The 19431-nt window shown below is 74.1% G+C and carries 17 protein-coding genes; 9 read left to right on the top strand and 8 right to left on the bottom strand.

Features of this window, described 5'->3' with window-relative positions:
* The first annotated feature begins 147 nt into the window (after positions 1-147).
* Both NP048_RS10530 and trpD read left to right on the top strand, forming a co-directional pair.
* A complete protein-coding gene (locus tag NP048_RS10530) occupies positions 148-564 on the top strand; it encodes a hypothetical protein (protein ID WP_227575566.1) in 417 nt (138 codons plus the stop codon).
* Complete coding sequence (trpD, locus tag NP048_RS10525; protein WP_227575565.1) at positions 561-1610, top strand: anthranilate phosphoribosyltransferase; 1050 nt, start codon at positions 561-563, stop codon at positions 1608-1610. Before NP048_RS10530 ends, trpD begins: the two co-directional genes overlap by 4 nt.
* Before the next feature lie 27 nt (positions 1611-1637).
* On the opposite strand, the gene NP048_RS10520 is transcribed toward trpD, so the two are convergent.
* Together NP048_RS10520 and NP048_RS10515 are read right to left on the bottom strand one after the other, a co-directional pair.
* On the bottom strand, positions 1638-1919 hold the full coding sequence (locus tag NP048_RS10520; RefSeq protein WP_227575564.1) for an Lrp/AsnC family transcriptional regulator: 282 nt from the start codon (positions 1917-1919) through the stop codon (positions 1638-1640).
* 7 nt (positions 1920-1926) lie between these two features.
* Positions 1927-3741, bottom strand: coding sequence for a DEDD exonuclease domain-containing protein (locus NP048_RS10515; RefSeq protein ID WP_227575563.1), 1815 nt, complete (start codon positions 3739-3741; stop codon positions 1927-1929).
* An 83-nt stretch (positions 3742-3824) separates the two neighbouring features.
* Here NP048_RS10515 and NP048_RS10510 point away from each other — a divergent pair, with 83 nt between their 5' ends.
* Positions 3825-5159: an NYN domain-containing protein gene (locus NP048_RS10510; protein WP_227575562.1), complete on the top strand. Its 1335-nt coding sequence runs from the start codon at positions 3825-3827 to the stop codon at positions 5157-5159.
* Positions 5160-5221: 62 nt separating this feature from the next.
* On the opposite strand, the gene NP048_RS10505 is transcribed toward NP048_RS10510, so the two are convergent.
* Positions 5222-7024: an AMP-dependent synthetase/ligase gene (locus NP048_RS10505; RefSeq protein ID WP_227575561.1), complete on the bottom strand. Its 1803-nt coding sequence runs from the start codon at positions 7022-7024 to the stop codon at positions 5222-5224.
* A gap of 232 nt (positions 7025-7256) precedes the next feature.
* On the opposite strand from NP048_RS10505, the gene NP048_RS10500 reads away from it, so the two are divergent.
* On the top strand, positions 7257-8204 hold the full coding sequence (locus NP048_RS10500) for an ROK family glucokinase (protein ID WP_227575560.1): 948 nt from the start codon (positions 7257-7259) through the stop codon (positions 8202-8204).
* Positions 8205-8231: 27 nt separating this feature from the next.
* On the opposite strand, the gene NP048_RS10495 is transcribed toward NP048_RS10500, so the two are convergent.
* On the bottom strand, positions 8232-8810 hold the full coding sequence (locus NP048_RS10495; RefSeq protein ID WP_227575559.1) for a hypothetical protein: 579 nt from the start codon (positions 8808-8810) through the stop codon (positions 8232-8234).
* A 133-nt stretch (positions 8811-8943) separates the two neighbouring features.
* Here NP048_RS10495 and NP048_RS10490 point away from each other — a divergent pair, with 133 nt between their 5' ends.
* From NP048_RS10490 to NP048_RS10480, 3 genes are all read left to right on the top strand, one after another.
* Entirely contained in the window at positions 8944-9726 is a 783-nt protein-coding gene (locus NP048_RS10490; protein ID WP_372456791.1) for a lysophospholipid acyltransferase family protein, read from the top strand.
* Between the two features lie 184 nt (positions 9727-9910).
* Complete coding sequence (locus tag NP048_RS10485; RefSeq protein WP_227575557.1) at positions 9911-11131, top strand: pyrophosphate--fructose-6-phosphate 1-phosphotransferase; 1221 nt, start codon at positions 9911-9913, stop codon at positions 11129-11131.
* Positions 11128-12480: a class II 3-deoxy-7-phosphoheptulonate synthase gene (locus NP048_RS10480; protein ID WP_227575556.1), complete on the top strand. Its 1353-nt coding sequence runs from the start codon at positions 11128-11130 to the stop codon at positions 12478-12480. Before NP048_RS10485 ends, NP048_RS10480 begins: the two co-directional genes overlap by 4 nt.
* A gap of 110 nt (positions 12481-12590) precedes the next feature.
* Here NP048_RS10480 and pknB read toward each other — a convergent pair whose 3' ends face one another.
* Both pknB and NP048_RS10470 read right to left on the bottom strand, forming a co-directional pair.
* Complete coding sequence (pknB, locus tag NP048_RS10475) at positions 12591-14585, bottom strand: Stk1 family PASTA domain-containing Ser/Thr kinase (protein ID WP_227575555.1); 1995 nt, start codon at positions 14583-14585, stop codon at positions 12591-12593.
* Positions 14586-14632: 47 nt separating this feature from the next.
* Positions 14633-15781, bottom strand: a complete 1149-nt coding sequence (locus NP048_RS10470; protein WP_227575554.1) for a LysM peptidoglycan-binding domain-containing protein — start codon at positions 15779-15781, stop codon at positions 14633-14635.
* Between the two features lie 173 nt (positions 15782-15954).
* Here NP048_RS10470 and NP048_RS10465 point away from each other — a divergent pair, with 173 nt between their 5' ends.
* On the top strand, positions 15955-16365 hold the full coding sequence (locus NP048_RS10465; protein WP_227575553.1) for an Rv2175c family DNA-binding protein: 411 nt from the start codon (positions 15955-15957) through the stop codon (positions 16363-16365).
* Positions 16366-16440: 75 nt separating this feature from the next.
* Here the strand turns inward: NP048_RS10465 and NP048_RS10460 are convergent, their stop codons facing one another.
* Positions 16441-17559, bottom strand: a complete 1119-nt coding sequence (locus tag NP048_RS10460; RefSeq protein WP_227575552.1) for a polyprenyl synthetase family protein — start codon at positions 17557-17559, stop codon at positions 16441-16443.
* A 9-nt stretch (positions 17560-17568) separates the two neighbouring features.
* The gene (locus NP048_RS10455; RefSeq protein WP_227575551.1) at positions 17569-18087 is read right to left on the bottom strand and encodes a hypothetical protein; all 519 of its coding nucleotides are present in this window, start codon (positions 18085-18087) and stop codon (positions 17569-17571) included.
* Positions 18088-18225: 138 nt separating this feature from the next.
* Between NP048_RS10455 and NP048_RS10450 the strand changes: the two genes are divergently transcribed.
* On the top strand, positions 18226-19350 hold the full coding sequence (locus NP048_RS10450) for a DUF4192 domain-containing protein (protein ID WP_227575550.1): 1125 nt from the start codon (positions 18226-18228) through the stop codon (positions 19348-19350).
* The last annotated feature ends 81 nt before the right edge of the window (positions 19351-19431 follow it).

Raw genomic sequence — 19431 nt, 5'->3', positions numbered from 1 at the left:
CACCCGGAGGCCCGGGGATATGTCACACCGTCACCTTCCGCCGCCCCGGCCGACGCGCGGCGCGCTCCGGAAAGCGGTCGGCGCGCCCCACGAACGCCTCGACGTGCCAAGATGCCCCTTGCACGTCGACGACGAGTGAGGGGCACCATGAGCACCGCGAACCCGGCGGCCCGCGCGCCGCGCATCCTGCTGTACAGCGACGACGTGGACGCGCGTGACCAGGTCCGCCTGGCGGTGGGTCGCCGCCTGGGGCGTGGCGAGCCCGACATCGAGTGGATCGAGGTCGCGACCGCGGCCGCCGTGATCGCCGTCGCCGACGCCCGCGGGGCCGACATCCTCGTCCTCGACGGCGAGGCCGACAAGGTCGGCGGCCTCGGACTGTGCCGGCAGCTCAAGGACGAGGTGTACGAGTGCCCGCCCGTGCTCGTCCTCACCGGCCGCCCGCAGGACGCGTGGCTCGCGTCGTGGTCGAACGCCGACGCGGTCGTCAGCCGGCCCCTGGACCCGGTCGTGGTGCACGCGGCCGTCGCGGACCTCGTGCACGCGGTGGCGGCCCGCGGATGACGCCGGTCACCACCTGGCCGGACCTGCTGACGTCGCTGGTCCGTGGCCAGGACCTCGACAGCGCCCGTACGGCGTGGGCGATGGACCAGATCATGAGCGGCGAGGCCTCGCCCTCGCAGGTCGCCGGGTTCCTGGTGGCGCTGCGGGCCAAGGGCGAGACGGTCGCCGAACTCGCCGGCCTCGCCGACATGATGCTCACGCACGCCCACCGGTTCGAGGTCCCCGGCCGCGCGGTCGACATCGTCGGCACCGGTGGTGACCGGCTCCACACGGTGAACATCTCGACCATGGCCGCGCTGGTCATCGCGGGAACGGGCCTGACGGTCGTCAAGCACGGCAACCGGGCCGCGTCGTCGTCCACCGGGACGGCCGACGTGCTCGAGTCGCTGGGCATCCGGCTCGACCTGCCGCTCGAGCGCGTGGCCGCGCTCGCCACCGAGGTGGGCATCACCTTCTGCTTCGCGGGCGCGTTCCACCCGTCCATGCGGCACGCCGGCGTCACACGGCGGGACCTGGGCATCGCGACGGCGTTCAACTTCCTCGGGCCGCTGACGAACCCCGCGCAGCCGCAGTCGAGTGCCATCGGCGTGGCCGACGCGCGGATGGCGCCGCTCATGGCCGGTGTGCTCGCCGACCGCGGCCGCACGGCCCTGGTGTTCCGGGGCGAGGAGGACGGGCTCGACGAGATCGCGGCGACCGGCACCACCCGCTTCTGGGAGGTCCGGGACGGCACGGTGCGCGAGGAGGTCGTCGAGTGGGCGGCCGTGGGCGTCGGACCGGTCACGGTCGAGCAGCTGCGCGGCGGGGCGGCCGAGCAGAACGCGGCGGTCGTGCGCGAGCTCGTGGCCGGCGCGCGCGGCCCGGTGCGCGACACGGTGGTGCTCAACGCCGCTGCCGGTCTGGTGGCGGACGCGTCGCTGCCCGGCACGGCCGAGGGCACGCTCGTCGAGCGCCTCGTGGCGGGCGCCGGTCACGCCGAGCGCGCGATCGACGACGGCGCGGCTGCGGCCGTGCTCGAGCGCTGGCGGGTCGCCGCGAACGCCTGAGCGTGGCCCCGCGGCGACGGGGCCTGCTCAGTCCTCGAGGCCGAGGTCGAACGCCTCCTCCAGGTCGTGCCGCGAGTACGCACGGAAGGCGATGTACGTCTGCGTGCGCAGCACGCCCTCGACCTTGCTGACCTTGTCGGCGATCACGTCGGCGAGGCGGTCGTGCTCGCGCACCCGGACGAGCGCGATGAGGTCGACCTCGCCGGTGACCGAGTAGACCTCGCTGACGCCCTCGATGTCCGCGGTCGCGGCGGCGACCTCCGGGATACGGGCGGCGTCGCAGTCGATCAGGACGATGGCAGTGAGCATGCGCCCATCATGCCGTGCGCTGCGGCTCCACGACCGCGGTCGTCGGCGCGTCGTCGACCAGCGGTGCGCGCGGCGCCACGAGGTCGAGCGTGACCGCGGCGGCGGCGTCCCGCACGGACTGGGCCGAGCGGGCCGGTGAGGACCACTCGCCGTCGACCGCGACGAGCCGTACGCCCGGCTGCTCGAGCCACGCGAGGACCAGATCGGTCTCCTCGGGGTGCGCGGCGGTTGCCGGCGCCACGGGGGCAGTGACGTGCTCGCCACCGGCCCGCAGGCTCGCCACGACGGGCAGCGGGTCCGTTCGTCGGTCGACGACGGCCGTCCCTGCGAGCCGGCCGTGGCGCACCAGGACCAGCTCCCAGCCGCCCTCCTGCGTCCGACGCGCCGCGACGAGCTCGCGGCACGCGGCGGCGCGTGCGTGGCGCTGAGCACGTCCCGCGCCCCGTACGAACGCGGTGAGCCGGTCACGCACCACAGCCGCGTCCTCGAACCGCTCCTGTGCCGCCAGCGTGCGGATGCGCACGGCGTGCGCCTCGGCGACGTCACGGGGGTCACGCGTCATGGCCTCCCGCACGGCCTCGACCACGGGGGCGTACGCAGCGACGTCCTGCCCGCCCACGCACGGCGCACCGCAGCGTCCGACCTCGGCGAGGACGCAGGCGTGGGCGCCCGGCGCGGGGACGACCGGCAGACGCCCCGTGCACTGGCGCACCGCGAACGTCGCGTGCAGCGCGTCGACGGCCTGCTGCGCGAGCGCGCGCGAGGCGAACGGTCCGATGTGGGCGGTCCCCGTGCGCACGTCGCGGACGACGGACAGCCGCGGGAACGGCTCGTCGGTCAGGCGGACCCACGGCATGCGCTCGGGCGCACGGGAGCGTCGGTTGTACCGCGGCGCGTGCTCCGCGATGAGACGCAGCTCGCGGACGCGTGCCTCGAGCGGGGACGCGCACACGACGGGGTCCACCCGCACCGCGAGGCGGACCATCTCGGTCATGCGCCCCCGCTTCTCGGCGGATGTGAAGTAGCTGCGCACGCGCCGGCGCAGCGACGTCGTGGACACCCCGACGTACAGGACCTCCTCGCGAGGGCCGCGGAACAGGTAGACGCCGGGGGAGTCCGGCAGACCGTCCGCCAGCGTGCTCCTGCGCCGGACGTCGGCGGGCACGGGGTCCGTCGCGGTGGCGAGGTCCTCGAGGTGTGTGACGCCCAGGGGTGCGAGCCTGCCCAGCAGCGCGTGCAGCACGTCGACGGTCGCGCGCGCGTCGGCCAGGGCGCGGTGGTTGGGTGTCTCGGTCGCCCCGAACAGGGCTGCCAGGGTCGACAGCTTGTGGTTGGGCGCCTCGTCGCGCAGCACGACGCGCCGCGCGAGGCGGACGGTGTCGACGACCTGGAACCCGGGCCAGGCGCGGTCGCAGCGGGCCGCTGCCGCGCGCAGGAAGCCGACGTCGAAGGGGGCGTTGTGCGCGACGAGCACCGCCCCGCGGGCGAACTCGAGGAAGCCGGGCAGGACCTGCGCGATCGTCGGTGCACCGATCAGCATCGAGGTCGTGATCCCGGTGAGCACCTGGATGAACGGGGGGACGGGGCCCCCGGGGTCGACGAGCGTCTGGAACTCACCGAGGACCTCGCCGCCGCGGACCTTGACGGCACCGATCTCCGTGATCGCGTCCTCGGCTGCCCGCCCGCCCGTCGTCTCGAGGTCGACGACCACGAACGTCACGTCTCGCAGCGGGGTACCGAGCTCGTCGAGGCCCACCTGCACCGGCGTCGCCCCCAGATCGGCGGCCCCCTCGGACGGGCGCAGGCGACGGGCGGTGGGCATGTCCCGGACGCTACCCGGCGCATCCGACAGGACCGGGCGAGCACGCCGACGCGCGCAACCCAGCAGGCACCTAGGCTGGCGCCATGGCTGGTCAGGAGCACGGACCCGGGTCCGACCCCGATCCGTCGGACGTCCCGGCCGCGTTGCGCTCGGCGCTCGTGCGCCTCGCCGCCGACGTGCTCGGCGACACGGACCCGGCGGACGTCCCGCCGTCCTTGCTCGCGGTCCGGCGGTTCGCGCCCCGTCGCCGCGCGACCGCCGGTGGTGCGCCGCTCTGGTCGGCCCTGCAGGAGGACGCCGCCTTCCGTGCGCGCGTCGCGCGGGTCTGGCTGCAGGCGCACGACCCGGCCCCCGCCGCCACCCCCGACCGGGAGCCGTCCTCGACCGAGGGCGCCGCCGGCGTCACCCAGGTCGAGACCACCTCTCCAGGGCCAGCCACCGGCACCGATGCCGCGGTCGGGGCCTGGCTGCAGAACCTGCCGTGGCAGCACCTGGTGCCGACGTCCGCGCCCGCGGTGGTCGAGACGGCCGACACGCAGCGGCTCGCGGGCCTCGAGCGCGAGGTCGAGCGGCTGCGCGCGGCGCTCGGCGTCGCGCGTGAGGACGAGCGCGCCGCGCGTGACGAGCTCACCGCGCTGCAGCGCGAGCTGCGGCGGCTGCGCTCGGACGCGGACCGTGCCCGCAGCGAGGCCCGGGCGCTGGCGGCCGCGGCGGAGCTCGACGCCCGTCGGGCGGCCGCCGACCTCCAGGCCGCGGCGGACGAGCGCGCCCAGGCGGCCGCCGACCTGCGGGCGGCTGCCGCGGAGCGGTCGTCGGCGCGAGAAGAGCTGCGGACCGGGCACCGGCTGGCCGAGTCGCGGGTCCGGCTGCTGCTCGACACGGTCGTCGACGCCGCCACCGGGCTGCGTGCCGAGCTCGCCCTGCCACCCGTGCGTGACCTGCCCGCGGACCTGGTGGCGCCCGGCGTCGACGGACCGCACGTGCGGCCGACGTCACGCGGGCGGTCGGTCGGGGACCCGGCGCTGCTCGACGACCTGCTGCGGCTGCCGCGGGCGCATCTCCTGGTGGACGGCTACAACGTGTCCAAGACCGGGTGGCCGCACACGACGCTCGCCGACCAGCGCCGTCTGCTCGTCGACGGCATGGCGGCGCTGGCCGCGCAGACGGGTGCCGAGGTCACCTGCTGCTTCGACGGCCAGGCCGGGCACCGTGCAGCGCCACCGGTGCGCGGCGTGCGGGTGCTGTTCACCGCGGGGGAGACGGCCGACGACCTGCTGCGGCAGCTGGTCGCGGCAGAGCCGCCCGGCCGGGTGCTCGTGGTGGCGACGTCCGACCGGGAGGTCGTCGAGGACGTCGAGCGGGCTGGCGCGTGGGCGGTGCCGGCGGCGACCCTCGTGGAGCGGTTGCGTCGCCACTGACGGCACGACCCGCGCCACCGGCGGTCACCGGGTGCGCGGGTCGTGCCGTCAGTGGGCGCGGGTCAGCCCGCGCCCTCGGCGTACAGCGCGTCGACCTCGGCCGCGAAGTCCTTGAGCACCTCGGAGCGCCGCACGCTCAGCTTCGGCGTGAGGTACCCGTCGGCGATCGTCAGGTCACGGTCCAGGATCCGGTAGCGGCGGATGGACTCCGCGCGGGAGACCGCCTTGTTGGTGCGCTCCACGGCCTTGTCGAGCGACGCCAGCACGTCGGGGTCCTTCGCCGCCTCCTCGAGCGACATCGGCGGCTTGCCGTGCGCGGTGAGCCACCCCGGGACGCCCTCCGGGTCCAGCGTGACCAGTGCGCCGATGAACGGTCGCTGGTCCCCGACGACGACGACCTGGCTCACCAGCGGGTGGCCGCGCAGCCGGTCCTCGAGCACGCTCGGTGCGACGTTCTTGCCGCCCGCGGTGACGATGATCTCCTTCTTGCGGCCGGTGATGCGCAGGAAGCCGTCGTCGTCGATGGTGCCGAGGTCGCCCGTGCGGAACCAGCCGTCCCGCATCGACTCCTCCGTCGCCTGCGGGTTGTTGTGGTAGCCGCGGAAGACCTGGACGCCCTTGATCTCGATCTCGCCGTCCGCCGCCAGCCGCAGGGACGTGCCGGGCAGCGCGGGGCCCACCGAACCGATCTTGGTCTTCTCGGGCAGGTTGACCGTGGCCGGGGCCGTCGTCTCCGTCAGCCCGTACCCCTCGAGCACCTTGAGACCGACGCCACGGTAGAAGTGGCCCAGCCGCTCGCCCAGGGGCGCGCCGCCCGAGATCGCCCACTCGACCTGGCCGCCGAGCACCTTGCGCAGCTTGGAGAGGACCAGGACGTCGGCGACCTTGTGCTGCAGACGCAGCCACGGGCTCGGGCCGCGCGGGGTGTCCAGCGCGCGCGAGTAGACGATCGACGTCTTCGCGGCCCGCTGGAAGATCGCGCCCTTGCCGCCGGCGGCCGCCTTCTGCTCGGCGGAGTTGTAGACCTTCTCGAAGACGCGCGGCACGGACAGGATGTACGTGGGGCGGAAGGTCCCGATGCCCTCGATGAGCGTCTTGGTGTCGGGCCAGTGGCCCAGGACCGAGCCGGCGGGGATCGCCAGCACGTGCACGAAGCGCGCGAACACGTGCGCGAGCGGCATGAACAGCATCGTCCTGGCGCCGGGCGTGGAGACCACGGCGCTGAGCCTCTCGACGGAGTTGATCGTCAGGGCCGAGAAGTTGCCGTGCGTCAGCTCGACGCCCTTCGGCCGTCCCGTCGTGCCCGACGTGTAGATGACGGTGGCGAGGTCGTCGCGCGCGGCGAGCCCCCTGCGCCGTGCCACCTCCGCCTCGTCGACGTCCGCGCCGGCGGTCACGAGGTCCTCGACGGCCCCCTCGTCGATGACCAGGACCTCGCGCAGCGCCGACGCCTGGTCGCGCACCTCGGCGACGACGTCCGCGTGCGCGGGCGTCTCGACGAACAGCAGGCTGACGTCGGCGTCGGTGAGGATCCACGCGACCTGCTCGGCGGACGACGTCTCGTAGAGCGGCACCGGGACCGCCCCGACGGCCCACGTGGCCCAGTCCAGGAGCGACCACTCGTACCGGGTGCGGGACATGATGCCGACGCGGTCTCCGGGCTGCACGCCCTTCGCGACCAGGCCGCGTGCGGCGCCGATGATCGCCGCGTCGTACTCCCGCGCCGTCATCGGCAGCCACTGCCCGTCGACGTGGCGCTCCACGAGGACGCGGTCCGGTGTGCTGCGGACGCGGGCGGCGAGCATGTCGTTCAGGTTGTCCGAGGGATCGACCTCGACGAGGAGAGGGCTGTGGGACTCGTCCATGCTGACTCCAGTGGCAGGGGGGCGAAGGTGCCATGAGGATACGGGACGTCCGTCCCTGGTCAGTGGGCTCCGTCCGGATGGAGTCGCAGGCCAACGGTGTGTCGGGCGGGTCCGCGCCGGACGCGGCGCCGCGCGGCGACCGTGGATGCGCTCTCGCCGCGCGCTGGGTGCCGCTAGCGTGGAGGCGCTGCGCGACGGACGCGGGGCGGCGAGGGCAGGAGCGGACCAGGACATGCATGCCATCGGTGTCGACATCGGCGGGACCAAGATCGCGGCTGGCGTCGTCGACGACGACGGCGTGATCCTCGCGCAGACCCGGCGGGAGACGGATCCCGACGACGTCGCGAGCATCGACGCCGCCATCGCGGAGGTCTACCGCGAGCTCAGCGGGTCGTACGAGGTGCGCGAGCTGGGGCTCGCCGCCGCGGGGTTCGTGGCCTCGGACCGCGCGCGCGTGCTGTTCGCGCCGAACATCGCGTGGCGTGAGTACCCGCTGCGCGACAACGTGGCCGCGCTCATCGCCGACCCCGGCGTGCGGATCGTCGTCGAGAACGACGCGAACGCTGCCGGCTGGGCGGAGTTCCGGTTCGGTGTCGGACGGGACGTCGAGGACATGGTGATGCTGACCCTCGGCACGGGCCTCGGCGGGGCGATCGTCAGCGGCGGGCGTCTCACGCGTGGTGCCTGGGGCGTCGCGGCCGAGATCGGGCACATGCGGGTCGTGCCCGGCGGGCACTACTGCGGCTGCGGGCACGAGGGCTGCTGGGAGCAGTACGTGTCCGGCTCGGCGCTCGTGCGCGACGCGCAGGCCGCCGCGATCACCGAGCCCGGCCGTGCCGCTGCCCTCGTGGCGCTCGCGGGTGGGCGCCCGGAGGCCATCACGGGACCGCTCGTCACGCGCGCGGCCCAGGACGGTGACCCTCTGGCGGTCGATCTGCTCGCCGAGGTGGGGCGTTGGGTCGGTGAGGGCGCGGCGAGCGTCGCGGCCCTGCTCGACCCCGAGATCTTCGTCATCGGCGGCGGGGTGAGCGCGGCCGGTGACCTGCTGCTCGTGCCGGCGCGCAAGGCGTTCGACGAGCAGCTCTCGGGGCGGGGGCACCGCCCCGAGGCGGCCATCGTCGTCGCCGACATGGGCAACGACGCCGGCATGGTCGGTGCGGCGGACCTGGCGCGGGTCTGACGGCGCGGGCGCGGCAGCCGGCGGTCGTCAGACGACGGCGCCGTCGCCGTCCGTCGGCTCGCGGTGCTGTGGCATGCGCCACACCAGGACGCCGACGGCGACGACGAACAGCACCGCGGCCGCCCGGACGAGCAGGGTGGGCGCGTCCCGCCACACCGTGACGACCAGGAGCAGGAAGAGCGGGCCGCCCGCCGCGGCGCCCCAGGCCAGCGTGAGCAGAGGATCGCCGCTCGTCAGGGGGCCGGGGTCCTGGGGCACGAAGTGCTCGAGGTCGTCGACCTCGGACTCCGCGGCGTCGTACTGCGTGGTGCCGTCCCAGTCGCGGCCCATGGTCGGCGCGCCGGCTGCGTGCGACACGCCCGGGCGGTGGTCGTCCTCGTCCTGGAGGTCGGACAGGATCTGGCGGACGGCCGGATCGGTGCCCCCGTCGACGTCGGAGAGCCGCGCGACGATCGACGCCCACACCTCGTCCTCCCCGGGTGGCGCAGGTGCGTCCGGACGGGACGGGTCCGTGCCGTCCTCGTCGGGGCGCGCCGAGGGTCCGGCCGGCTGCTGCGCACCGGTGAAGTCATCGGCGTCGGCGTCGTCGTCGGGACGTGCGTCCATGGGAGCACTCTAGAGTCGGACCCGACGTGCCGACCCGTCGTGGTCGGTGGCAGGTCCGTGGGACCGTCCGGCGCCGCGGGGCGGCGGCGGCGCGGCGGACGTCGAGCGAGGAGACACGTTGTTCTACTGGTTGATGAAGCGGGTGTTCGTCGGGCCCCTGCTGCGCCTGGTCTACCGGCCGTGGGTGCGTGGTGCGGAGCACGTCCCCGCCGAGGGCGGGGCGATCCTCGCGAGCAACCACCTGGCCGTCATCGACTCCTTCTTCCTGCCGCTCGTGCTCGACCGCGAGATCGTCTTCATCGGCAAGCAGGAGTACTTCACGGGGGTCGGTCTCAAGGGCCGTGTGACGGCCGGGTTCATGCGCGGGGTGGGCACGATCCCCGTCGATCGTGGCGGCGGCAAGGCCGGTGAGGCCGCGCTGCGGACGGGGCTGCGCAGGCTCGCGGAGGGCGGGTTGTTCGGGATCTACCCCGAGGGCACCCGCAGCCCCGACGGCCGGCTCTACCGGGGCAAGACGGGCGTCGCGCGGCTCGCGCTCGAGTCCGGGGCCCCGGTGATCCCCGTCGCCATGGTCGGCACCGACGTCGCGCAGCCGCTCGGCCGCCGGATCCCCAAGATCATGCGCATCGGCGTGGTCATCGGCGAGCCGCTGGACTTCTCGCGCTACCGCGGGATGGAGAACGACCGCTTCATCCTGCGGTCGGTGACCGACGAGATCATGTACGCGATCATGAGCCTGTCCGGCCAGGAGTACGTCGACGTGTACGCCGCGACGCAGAAGGCGCGGATCGCGACCGGCCACCAGCAGCCGGACGACGGCACGGGCAAGATGCCCGCCGCGCCCGGCGGTCGGCCGGTGCCCGATGTCCAGGTTCCGGTCCCGCCGCAGGACGAGGCGCCACCGTCAGTAGGATGAGCACGACCCGGACGTGTGCCGGGCCTGTGCGCGTGCCCGGTGGGCGCGTGCCCGCCGTCCCTGCGCGACGGCTCGACCCGGACCTCGGTCCCGGTCGCGGCCCCCGTGCGAGCACCACCCTGGGCCGGCCGGGTACGTCCTGCACCCGCGCCGTCCGTAGCTGTGCCAACGAGAGGTGTGTCCCATGTCGGTCCGTCGCGTCGCCCTTCTGACCGCCGGCGGTTTCGCTCCCTGCCTGTCCTCCGCCGTCGGGGGGCTCATCGAGCGCTACACGGAGATCGCTCCCGAGATCGAGATCATCGCGTACCAGCACGGCTACCACGGCCTGCTGCGGGGCGACAGCGTGACGATCACGCCCGAGGTCCGCGCCAAGGCGGGGCTGCTGCACCGTTTCGGCGGCTCGCCGATCGGAAACTCGCGCGTCAAGCTCACCAACGCGAAGGACTGCGTGAAGCGCGGTCTGGTGGCCGAGGGGCAGGACCCGCTGCACGTCGCAGCCGAGCAGCTCAAGGCGGACGGCGTCGACGTGCTGCACACGATCGGCGGTGACGACACCAACACGACCGCCGCCGACCTCGCCGCCTACCTGCACGACAACGGCTACGAGCTCACGGTCGTCGGCCTGCCCAAGACGATCGACAACGACGTCGTCCCGATCCGTCAGTCCCTCGGCGCGTGGACCGCGGCCGAGGAGGCCGCCGGCTTCGCCGTGAACATCATCGGCGAGCACCGCTCGGGGCCCCGCATGCTGATCGTGCACGAGGTCATGGGTCGTCACTGCGGGTGGCTGACGGCCGCGGCCGCCGCCGAGTACCGCAAGTGGCTCGACCTGCAGGAGTGGGTCCCGGGCATCGGCCTGTCGCGCGAGCGGTGGGACATCCACGCGGTCTTCCTGCCCGAGCTCGCGCTGGACATCGACGCGGAGGCGGCTCGCCTCAAGGGCGTCATGGACGAGCTGGGCAACGTCAACATCTTCCTGTCCGAGGGTGCGGGCATGCACGAGATCGTCGAGCAGCTCGAGGCGGCCGGCACGCCCCCGGAGCGGGACCCGTTCGGCCACGTCAAGCTCGACACCATCAACCCGGGCCAGTGGTTCGCCAAGCAGTTCGCCGAGAAGCTCGGCGCCGAGAAGGTCATGGTCCAGAAGTCGGGCTACTACTCGCGCGCCGCCGCGGCGAACGCCGAGGACCTGCGCCTCATCAAGTCGATGACCGACCTGGCGGTCGAGTGCGCGCTGCGCGCCGAGTCCGGTGTCATCGGCCACGACGAGGAGCAGGGCGACCGGCTGCGCGCGATCGAGTTCCCGCGCATCGCGGGCGGCAAGGCGTTCGACGTTTCGCAGGAATGGTTCGGCGAGCTGCTGGCGGACATCGGGCAGCCCCTGGTCCCGGCGAGCCACTCGTGAGCGTCGAGCCGGACCCGCAGGTCCTCGCAGGGCTCGACGTCTGGGAGACGCTGCCCGTCGGGCAGCAGCCGCAGTGGCCCGACGCGACGGCGGTCGGGCGCGTGCGCGACCGGCTCGCGAGCCTGCCGCCACTCGTCTTCGCCGGTGAGGCCGACGCGCTGCGCGCGCAGCTCGCCGCGGCGTCGCGGGGTGAGGCGTTCGTCCTGCAGGGCGGGGACTGCGCCGAGACGTTCGCCGAGGCGACCGCCGACAACATCCGCAACAAGATCAAGACGATCCTGCAGATGGCGGTCGTCCTCACGTACGGCGCGAGCCTGCCGGTCGTGAAGATGGGCCGGATGGCGGGCCAGTACGCGAAGCCACGGTCCTCCGACGTGGAGACCCGCGACGGCGTCACGCTGCCGGCGTTCCGCGGCGACATCATCAACGGGTTCGAGTTCACCGCCGACGCGCGGACGCCGGACCCTGACCGGCTGCTCGAGGCGTACCACACGTCCGCGTCGACGCTGAACCTCATCCGCGCCTTCACGACGGGCGGGTTCGCGTCGCTGCTGCGCGTGCACGAGTGGAACCGAGGCTTCACCGCGAACCCGGCGTACTCGCGCTACGAGCAGCTGGCGGCGGAGATCGACCGCGCGATCCGCTTCATGGCGGCGTGCGGTGCGGACGTCGACGCGCTGCGTGCGGTGGACTTCTACTCCGCGCACGAGGGGCTGCTGCTGGACTACGAGCGGCCGCTCACCCGGATCGACTCACGGTCGGGCCTGCCGTACGACTGCTCGGCCCACTTCCTGTGGATCGGTGAGCGGACGCGTCAGCTCGACTCCGCGCACGTCGACTTCTTCTCCCGCGTGCAGAACCCGCTCGGCGTCAAGCTCGGCCCCACGACGACCGGTGACGACGCGATCGCCCTCATGGACCGGCTGAACCCGACGGGGGAGCCGGGCCGCCTGACCTTCGTCACGCGCATGGGCGCCGGCAAGGTCCGGGACCTCCTGCCCGCGCTCGTCGAGAAGGTCACCGCCGACGGCCGGCCGGTGACGTGGGTGTGCGACCCGATGCACGGCAACGGCATCACGTCCGCCAGCGGCTACAAGACCCGCCGGTTCACGGACGTGATGGACGAGGTCGCCGGGTTCTTCGAGGTCCACCGCGCGCTCGGAACCGTGCCCGGCGGACTGCACGTGGAGCTCACGGGCGACGACGTCACGGAGGTCCTCGGTGGCACCGAGGAGATCGACGACGACGGGCTGGCGCGCCGGTACGAGACGCTGGTCGACCCGCGACTGAACCACCAGCAGTCGCTCGAGATGGCCTTTCAGGTGGTGGAGCTGCTGCGCCGCGCCTGATGCCGTGACGACAGGGCCCGGTGCCGCCACGCTCGGCGGCACCGGGCCCTGTCGTGCGTCACGGGCCGGGCCCGTCGGGGGAGCGGCCGTCGCCGGCACGGGGGGTCCCGCTAGACCACCTGCAGCACGATCTCCGTGCCCTTGCGCACCGCCTGACCCGCCGGGACGCTCTGCGTCCGCACGGTGCCGAACAGGCCGCCCAGGACGTTGTCGCGCTTCGCGGTCAGGCCGAGCGCCTCGAGCTCTGCCTTCGCCTTGTCGAACTGCTTGCCCGTGAGGTCGGGCATCGCGACGGTCTCCGGACCCTTCGACACCGTCACCTTGACCACGTCGTTGCGGTGCGCGGTCTCGCCTGCGGGCGGGGTCTGGTCGATGATGCGTCCGGCGGGGACGGTGTCGTGGAACGCCTCCGTGGGCTCCACCGTGAGCGCGTCCTGCGCGAACTGGTCCTGCGCCTCCTCGACGGTGATGCCGACGACCGAGGTGACCACGACGGGTGCGGGCCCGTCGGACAGCACGAGCGTCACGGTGGTCCCGCGCTTCGTGGTGCCACCGGGCGTGGCGGCGGAGCCGTCGGGGAGCGTGGCGTGCAGCACCTGACCCTTCGGCGCCTCGTCGTGGTGCTCGGGGGGCCCGTACTCGACCACGAGGTCGGCGTCCTTGAGCGCCTTGTCGGCATCGGCCTGCATCGCCCCCACCACCCCGTCGGGGACCGTCACCAGGTCAGGGCCCTGGGAGACGGTGTAGAGGACGGTCCCGTCCTTGCGCACGCGCTCCCCGGGGCCGGGGTCGGTCGACACGACCGAGCCTGCCGGGACCTGGTCGTCGAAGGCCTCGGCCCTCGTGGTCCGCAGCCCGGCGGCGGTGAGGGCGTCGACGGCGTCGTCCTCGAGCGCGTCGACGACGTCCGGCACGCTCGTGTACGCACCGGGACCCACCTCGAGGTACCACCACGTGCCGCCACCCAGCAGCGCGAGGACCGCCACCAGGGCGGCGACCAGGGGCCAGCGTCGACGTGAGGGTCGCGATGACGTACCCGGGGGTGCCTCGACCACGCCGAGGCCGATCGGCAGCGCGACCGTTCCTCCGCGCGCGTGGTCGCCGACGGGGACGCGTGCGGTGAGTGCCGGGTCGTCCGTAGCCAGGTCGTCGGCATCGGGATCGACGGGCAGGCCGGACCCGGACGGATCGGTGGCGGACGGCAGGGCGAGCGTCGGGGCGACGTCGGCGCGGCGGTCGAGCGTGACGCCGTCGAGCGCGAGCCGGGTGCGTCGGACGAGCAGCAGCGCGGACGCGGCGTCGACCGGGCGGTCCTCCGGGCTGTGGGCTGCGAGCGCGCCGACGAGCTCGTCGATCTCCGAGGGCAGCCAGTCGACCACCGTCGACGGAGCCGGGATCTCCGAGCTCACGTGCTGGAACGCCACCTGGATCGCGGTCTCACCGGTGAACGGCTGCCGGCCCGTCAGCATCTCGAAGAGCATGACGCCCACGGCGTACACGTCGGTGCGGGCGTCGCTGGCGCCGCGCTGCACGAGCTCGGGTGCCAGGTACGCGACCGTGCCGAGCACCGTGCCCGTCGTCGTCGAGGTGACCTCGGTGACCGCGCGCGCGAGGCCGAAGTCCGCGACGCGCACCCGGTCGTCGGACGCGATCAGGACGTTCTCCGGCTTGACGTCGCGGTGCACGAGCCCCGCGCGGTGGGCGGCCGCCAGGGCGTCGAGGACGCTCTCGGTGACGCGCAGGGCCTCACCGACGCGCAGCGCGCCCTGCTCGGCGATCTGGCGGCGCAGGTTGGTGCCGTCGACGTACTCCATCGTCAGGTAGCTGGTCTCACCGTCGACGCCCTGGTCGAACACCCCGACGAGTCCGGGGTGCGTCAGGCGTGCCGCGCTGCGCGCCTCGCGGCGGAAGCGTGCGACGAAGGCGTTGCCCGACGCACCCTCCGCGAGGTGCGGGTGCATGACCTTGAGAGCGACCTCACGGTCGAGCCGACGGTCGATGGCCAGGTACACCGTCGCCATCCCGCCGCGTGCGATGCGCGAGACGACCTCGTACCGGCCGTCGACCAGGCGGCCGACGAGCGGATCTGTGACGGTGGCTCCCACGCGCGGCAGTCTACGGTCGGCGGGCGTGAGATTCGGGGAGCCGCGCGTCAGCCGAAGCGCGTCATGAGGGTCTGGACGTTCGCGACGTAGCGCCGGGTGTCGGCGTACATGCCGTTGCGCTTCACGGAGGAGGCGCCCTGGTAGTACGAGGCGATCGCGGTCGGGAGGTCGGGGGAGGTCCGGACGAGCGAGCGCAGGATCGCGACGCCGGCGACCACGTTGTCGTCCGGGGACAGCAGGTCGAGCTGCCGACCGACGAGCTGCGAGGCCCACTCGCCCGACGAGGGGATCACCTGCATCGTGCCGATCGCGTTCGCGGGCGAGACCGCCGTGTGGTCGAAGCCCGACTCCTGGTGGGCCACGGCCTGCGCCAGCGCGGCGTCGACGCCCATCGCCCGTGCGGTCGTCGCGACCTTCGCCTGCATGTCGGCACGCGAGGGCGCGCCGGCCGCCAGCAGGGTGGCCTTGTTCTGGTTGGCGGCACCGACGACGTCCGCGGAGTAGGTGCGGCCGGCGAACGTGTTGCCCACGAGCTGGGTCGCCGGCGCTGCCGCGGTGGACCCGGGGACGGTGAGCTTCTGGCCCGCGCGGATGAAGGCGCGTGCGTCCAGGCCGTTGGCGGCCACGACGGCGGCGACGGTGGTGCCGTGGCGGGACGCGATCGCCGAGACGGTGTCGCCGGTACGCACGGTGTAGGTGCTGCCGGCGCTCGCGGGTGCCGCGGCGGGGGCGGCGGCGGGCTGCGGGCTGCCGGTGCCCGGGATCGTGAGCGTCTGGCCGGCCCGGATGAAGGCGCGTGCATCCAGGCCGTTGGCGGCCACGACGGCGGCGACGGTGGTGCCGTGGCGGGACGCGATCGCCGAGACCGTGTCTCCCGTGCGCACGACGTACGACGCACCCGCGGGTGCAGGCCTCGGTGCGGCGGTGGCCGGCGGCGCGGTGTCGGGCAGACGCAGCACCTGCCCGGCGCGGATGCGGGACGGGTCGGACATCGCGTTGTCGCGCGCGATCCTGCTGGCGGTCGTCCCGCTGCGCTTGGCGATCGAGGTCAGGGTGTCGCCCTCGCGCACGGTGTAGTCGGCGGCGTGACCCGCTGTCCCGGTGGCGGCGAGCGCGACCGTCGCCAGCGCGAGCGTGGCGCCTGCCCCGGTCGCGACGCGCGTCGTTGTGCGCGGACGCGGAGTGGTTGCGGACATGGCCCCCCCAGGGCTGTCATCGAGCATCGGTCGGACGGAACGATCGACCTGTCGTGACGCGTGGTGCTGGTGTGACAGGTGTGACGAACTTCGACGCTAGACGAGAAAGTGGAGGATCGAAACCCCGCGGGCCGGATAGTGGGCTCCCAGGGCCGAACCCGTAGGCTGACCGGGTGAGTTCGACCTCGGATCTGGACCTTCTCGTCGGCAGCTGGCTGACGGTTCCTGATGTGGCGCAGATGCTCGGCGTGGACGCCGGCAAGGTGCGCCGCCTCCTTCAGGAGCGGCGGCTCGTCGCTGTGCGCCGCGGCACCCCGCCGGTGCTGAGCGTGCCGGCTGCCTGCCTGGTGCCCGGGCACCTCGCCAACCCCGCGGCGCCCGACGTGCCTTCCGAGGACCGGCCGTGGGCCGTGCTCGCGTCGCTGCAGGGCACGCTGACGGTGCTGGACGACGACGGCTTCTCCGACGAGGAGGCGATCGTGTGGCTCTTCACCGAGGAGGAGTCTCTCGGTGTCGCGCCGATCGTGGCGCTGCGGGCCGGGCGCAAGACCGAGGTCAGGCGTGTCGCCCAGGCGCTCCTCTGACGGTCGGCGCTACCGCGCAGCCTGACCTCTGACGGTCGGCGCTACCGCGCTGCCTGACGCGACCGAGCTGTGGTGTCACGCGGCGCGCTGGACCGCCGCGTGCGCGAGCGCGATGAGCGTGCCTCGCGCGGGCTCGGGCCAGTTCTGCGCCTCGATCTGCGCGAAGGCCTCGGTGCAGAGCTCGTCGATGAGCTGCTCGACCTCGGCGACCGCTCCGGTGCGCACCAGCAGGTCGGTGAGCGTCGCGACCCCCTCGGCATCGAGGGCGGGATCGCCCACGCCGCGCGTGAGGGCGTCCACCGCTGCCCGGTCGCCCATGGCCGTGGCCCGGGCGAGGGCCCGCGCGACCAGGACCGTCCGCTTGCCCTCCCGCAGGTCGTCGCCGGTCGGCTTGCCCGTCGTCGACGGGTCGCCCAGCACACCCAGGAGGTCGTCCCGGAGCTGGAAGGCCTCCCCGAGCGGGAGCCCGACGGCACGGCAGCCCGCGATCGCGTCCTCGTCGGCGCCCGCGAGGGCCGCTCCGAGCACGATCGGGTGCTCGACGCTGTAGCGCGCGGACTTCGCACGGACGACGTCGCGCGCGCGCCGCTCGTCGTCCTGCGGGTCTCCCCACGGCATGGTCTGCGCGACCAGGTCGAGGTACTGGCCGATCGTCACCTCGGTCCGCATCACCTCGAACACCGAGTGCGCGGCCTGTGCGACGGGCTCGGGCAGGCCGGCGACCGCCCGGGACATCGCGTCGTCGCTCGCGACCAGCGCGAGGTCGCCGAGGAGGATCGCGGCACCGTCACCGAAGCGCCGGGCCGCACCGCGGCGTCCCGTGGCCCGGTGGTGGTCGGCGAAGACGTGGTGCGCCGTCGGCAGGCCGCGACGCGTGCTCGAGTCGTCCATGACGTCGTCGTGGAACAGCGCGGCGGCCTGGAAGAGCTCCAGGGCGGCGCCGGCCCTCAGGACGGGCTCCTCGCGCCCGTCGCCGGGCGTGCCGCCGTGCGCCCGCCAGGACCAGTAGCAGAAGGCGGCGCGCAGCCGCTTGCCGCCGGCGAGCATGCTCTCGACCGCGTCGGCCAGGGGTGCGGCGTCGGCGCTGATGACGCGGGCCGTCTCGCGCAGGTCCGCGACGTGCCGGGCGAGTGCTGCGTCCACCCCGGCACGCAGGTTCTCACGGTCGACGACGGAAGCGTTCGCGGTGGGCACGAGCCCACCCTAGGGTGCGGGAACGGCGACCGTCCCGCCAAGCGTCATCGTCCTGCGACCGTCACGGTCGAGGACGCCCACGACCAGGAGCTCGGCGCCGTCCGCGCGGGAGAACGTGGTCTGCGCGGCCAAGCCGGGCTCGGGCGCCGGCGGCGCGGACTCGCTGAACCCGGCGGCCAGCAGCGGCGCGCGCACGGCGTCGAGCAGGCCGCCCGTGTCCTGGTCCGTGCGCACGTTGAGGCTGATGCGGAGCCGGTTGTCGCCGAGCGGCTCGGCGGAGGACACGAGGACCTCCGCGTCGGGCGGCACGGGGACCAGTGCGGCAGGGAAGCCCGGGGCGAGGGTCCCCACCGCGGTGTCGTCCGCGATGTCGTCGGAGAGCAGGGACTCGCTGGGCGTGGGCGCGGGTGATGCCGCGCTGGAGGACGGTGCCACGGGGGCAAGCTCCGCCGGTGACGTGCAGCCTGCCGTCAGGCCGACACCGAGCAGCGCGGTGGATGCCAGGGCGATGAGGGTCGGGCGGGACACGGCGCCAGGGTAGCCGGGCACCTCCGCAGGATCACGGCCCGAGCGCCGAGCCGACCACAGGACCGGTCCGCTCGAGCTCCGCCCACAGGTCGGTTCGCGGCGCCCCATCGCAGGCCCGGAGAGCGGTTCGGTGGAGCCATGGAACCTCCTCTCCTCCTCCGCATCAGCGAGTCCCGTGAGCTCCTCGCGCTCGTCCCGCACCTTCTCGGCTTCCAGCCGCAGGACAGCGCCGTCGCCGTGAGCCTTCGCGGGCCTCGCGGCCAGGTGGGGCTCGTCGCGCGGGTCGACCTCGCGGACATCGCCGACGCGGTCCACGGCCCGCAGGTCGCACGATCGCTCGCGAGCCACCTCGACCGTGACGGCGCACGCCGCTGCGTCCTGGTCCTCTACGCCGAGGACTCTGCGCCCGCGGGTGCCGCTCGTGTCGAGGCTGCGGCCTCGCACGTCGCCGAGGCCTTCGACGTCCCGTTCGGCGGCGCCGACGTCCTCGTGGTCGGTGACCACGCGTACCGCTGCCTCGCCTGCGACCCCACGTGCTGCCCACCGCAGGGGCGCCCCCTGAGTGACCTGCAGGGGTCGCGTGCCGGAGCGGAGATGGTGCTCGCCGGGTCGGTCGTGGCGGCCGGGAGGGACTCGCTCGGCCGGGTACCGGCGGCACCGGCCGACGCCCGACGGGGGGTTGCACGTGTGCGTCGACGACGGGCCGAGGCGCGGACACGCGCACTGGTGAGCGGGCCGCAGGCGTTGGGTCGCTGGCGGGCGGAGTCCCTCGCAGCGTGGCGCGCACTCGTCGCGCCCCCGTCCGGTACGCACGCCGGGCCGCTCACGCGGTCCGCTCTGCTGGGGCGCGTCGAGGCCGGGCTCGCGGACCGTCGCGTTCGCGACGCGGTACTCGTCGCCTGCCTGCCGGACGCCGGGTCGCTGCCCGAGCGCGTGCTCGTGCGCGGCGGTCCGGACGAGGACGCGGAGGTCGGGGCGGCGATCGGACGTCTCGTGGACCCGGCGTCGGGGGAGCCGCCGGGCGATGACGTCCACGCCGTCCGGACGGCGCTCGAGGACGTCGTGGCGCACGGCCGCCGTGGCGCGCAGGCGCCCGCGTCGACCCTGCTGGCGACCATCGCGTGGTGGCAGGGCGACGGGGCGCGGGCGGCGGTGCTGCTCGACCGGGCGCTCCAGGACGACCCGGCGTACCGCCTGGCTCTGCTCCTGCGCAGCGCGGTCGACGCCGGTCTGGCGCCCGGGTGGGTGCGGCGGCGCGGATGACGGGTGGGGAGCGTGGATGATCAGGCGCTTCCCGCCCGTCGCGGTCGTCGCAGGTCCCGCGCTCCGGTAGCGTCGCGCACG

Source organism: Cellulomonas xiejunii (assembly GCF_024508315.1).
GTDB classification, from domain to species: Bacteria; Actinomycetota; Actinomycetes; order Actinomycetales; family Cellulomonadaceae; genus Cellulomonas; species Cellulomonas xiejunii.
This window is presented reverse-complemented; position numbering and strand designations above follow the sequence as displayed.

Coding starts and splice junctions, on each gene's coding strand:
- trpD (WP_227575565.1), top strand. CDS start 561: ATGACGCCGGTCACCACCTGGCCGGACCTGCTGACGTCGCTGGTCCGT.
- NP048_RS10490 (WP_372456791.1), top strand. CDS start 8,944: ATGAAGCGGGTGTTCGTCGGGCCCCTGCTGCGCCTGGTCTACCGGCCG.
- NP048_RS10515 (WP_227575563.1), bottom strand. CDS start 3,741: ATGCCCACCGCCCGTCGCCTGCGCCCGTCCGAGGGGGCCGCCGATCTG.
- NP048_RS10450 (WP_227575550.1), top strand. CDS start 18,226: ATGGAACCTCCTCTCCTCCTCCGCATCAGCGAGTCCCGTGAGCTCCTC.
- NP048_RS10520 (WP_227575564.1), bottom strand. CDS start 1,919: ATGCTCACTGCCATCGTCCTGATCGACTGCGACGCCGCCCGTATCCCG.
- NP048_RS10530 (WP_227575566.1), top strand. CDS start 148: ATGAGCACCGCGAACCCGGCGGCCCGCGCGCCGCGCATCCTGCTGTAC.
- NP048_RS10485 (WP_227575557.1), top strand. CDS start 9,911: ATGTCGGTCCGTCGCGTCGCCCTTCTGACCGCCGGCGGTTTCGCTCCC.
- NP048_RS10470 (WP_227575554.1), bottom strand. CDS start 15,781: ATGTCCGCAACCACTCCGCGTCCGCGCACAACGACGCGCGTCGCGACC.
- NP048_RS10505 (WP_227575561.1), bottom strand. CDS start 7,024: ATGGACGAGTCCCACAGCCCTCTCCTCGTCGAGGTCGATCCCTCGGAC.
- NP048_RS10510 (WP_227575562.1), top strand. CDS start 3,825: ATGGCTGGTCAGGAGCACGGACCCGGGTCCGACCCCGATCCGTCGGAC.
- NP048_RS10500 (WP_227575560.1), top strand. CDS start 7,257: ATGCATGCCATCGGTGTCGACATCGGCGGGACCAAGATCGCGGCTGGC.
- NP048_RS10495 (WP_227575559.1), bottom strand. CDS start 8,810: ATGGACGCACGTCCCGACGACGACGCCGACGCCGATGACTTCACCGGT.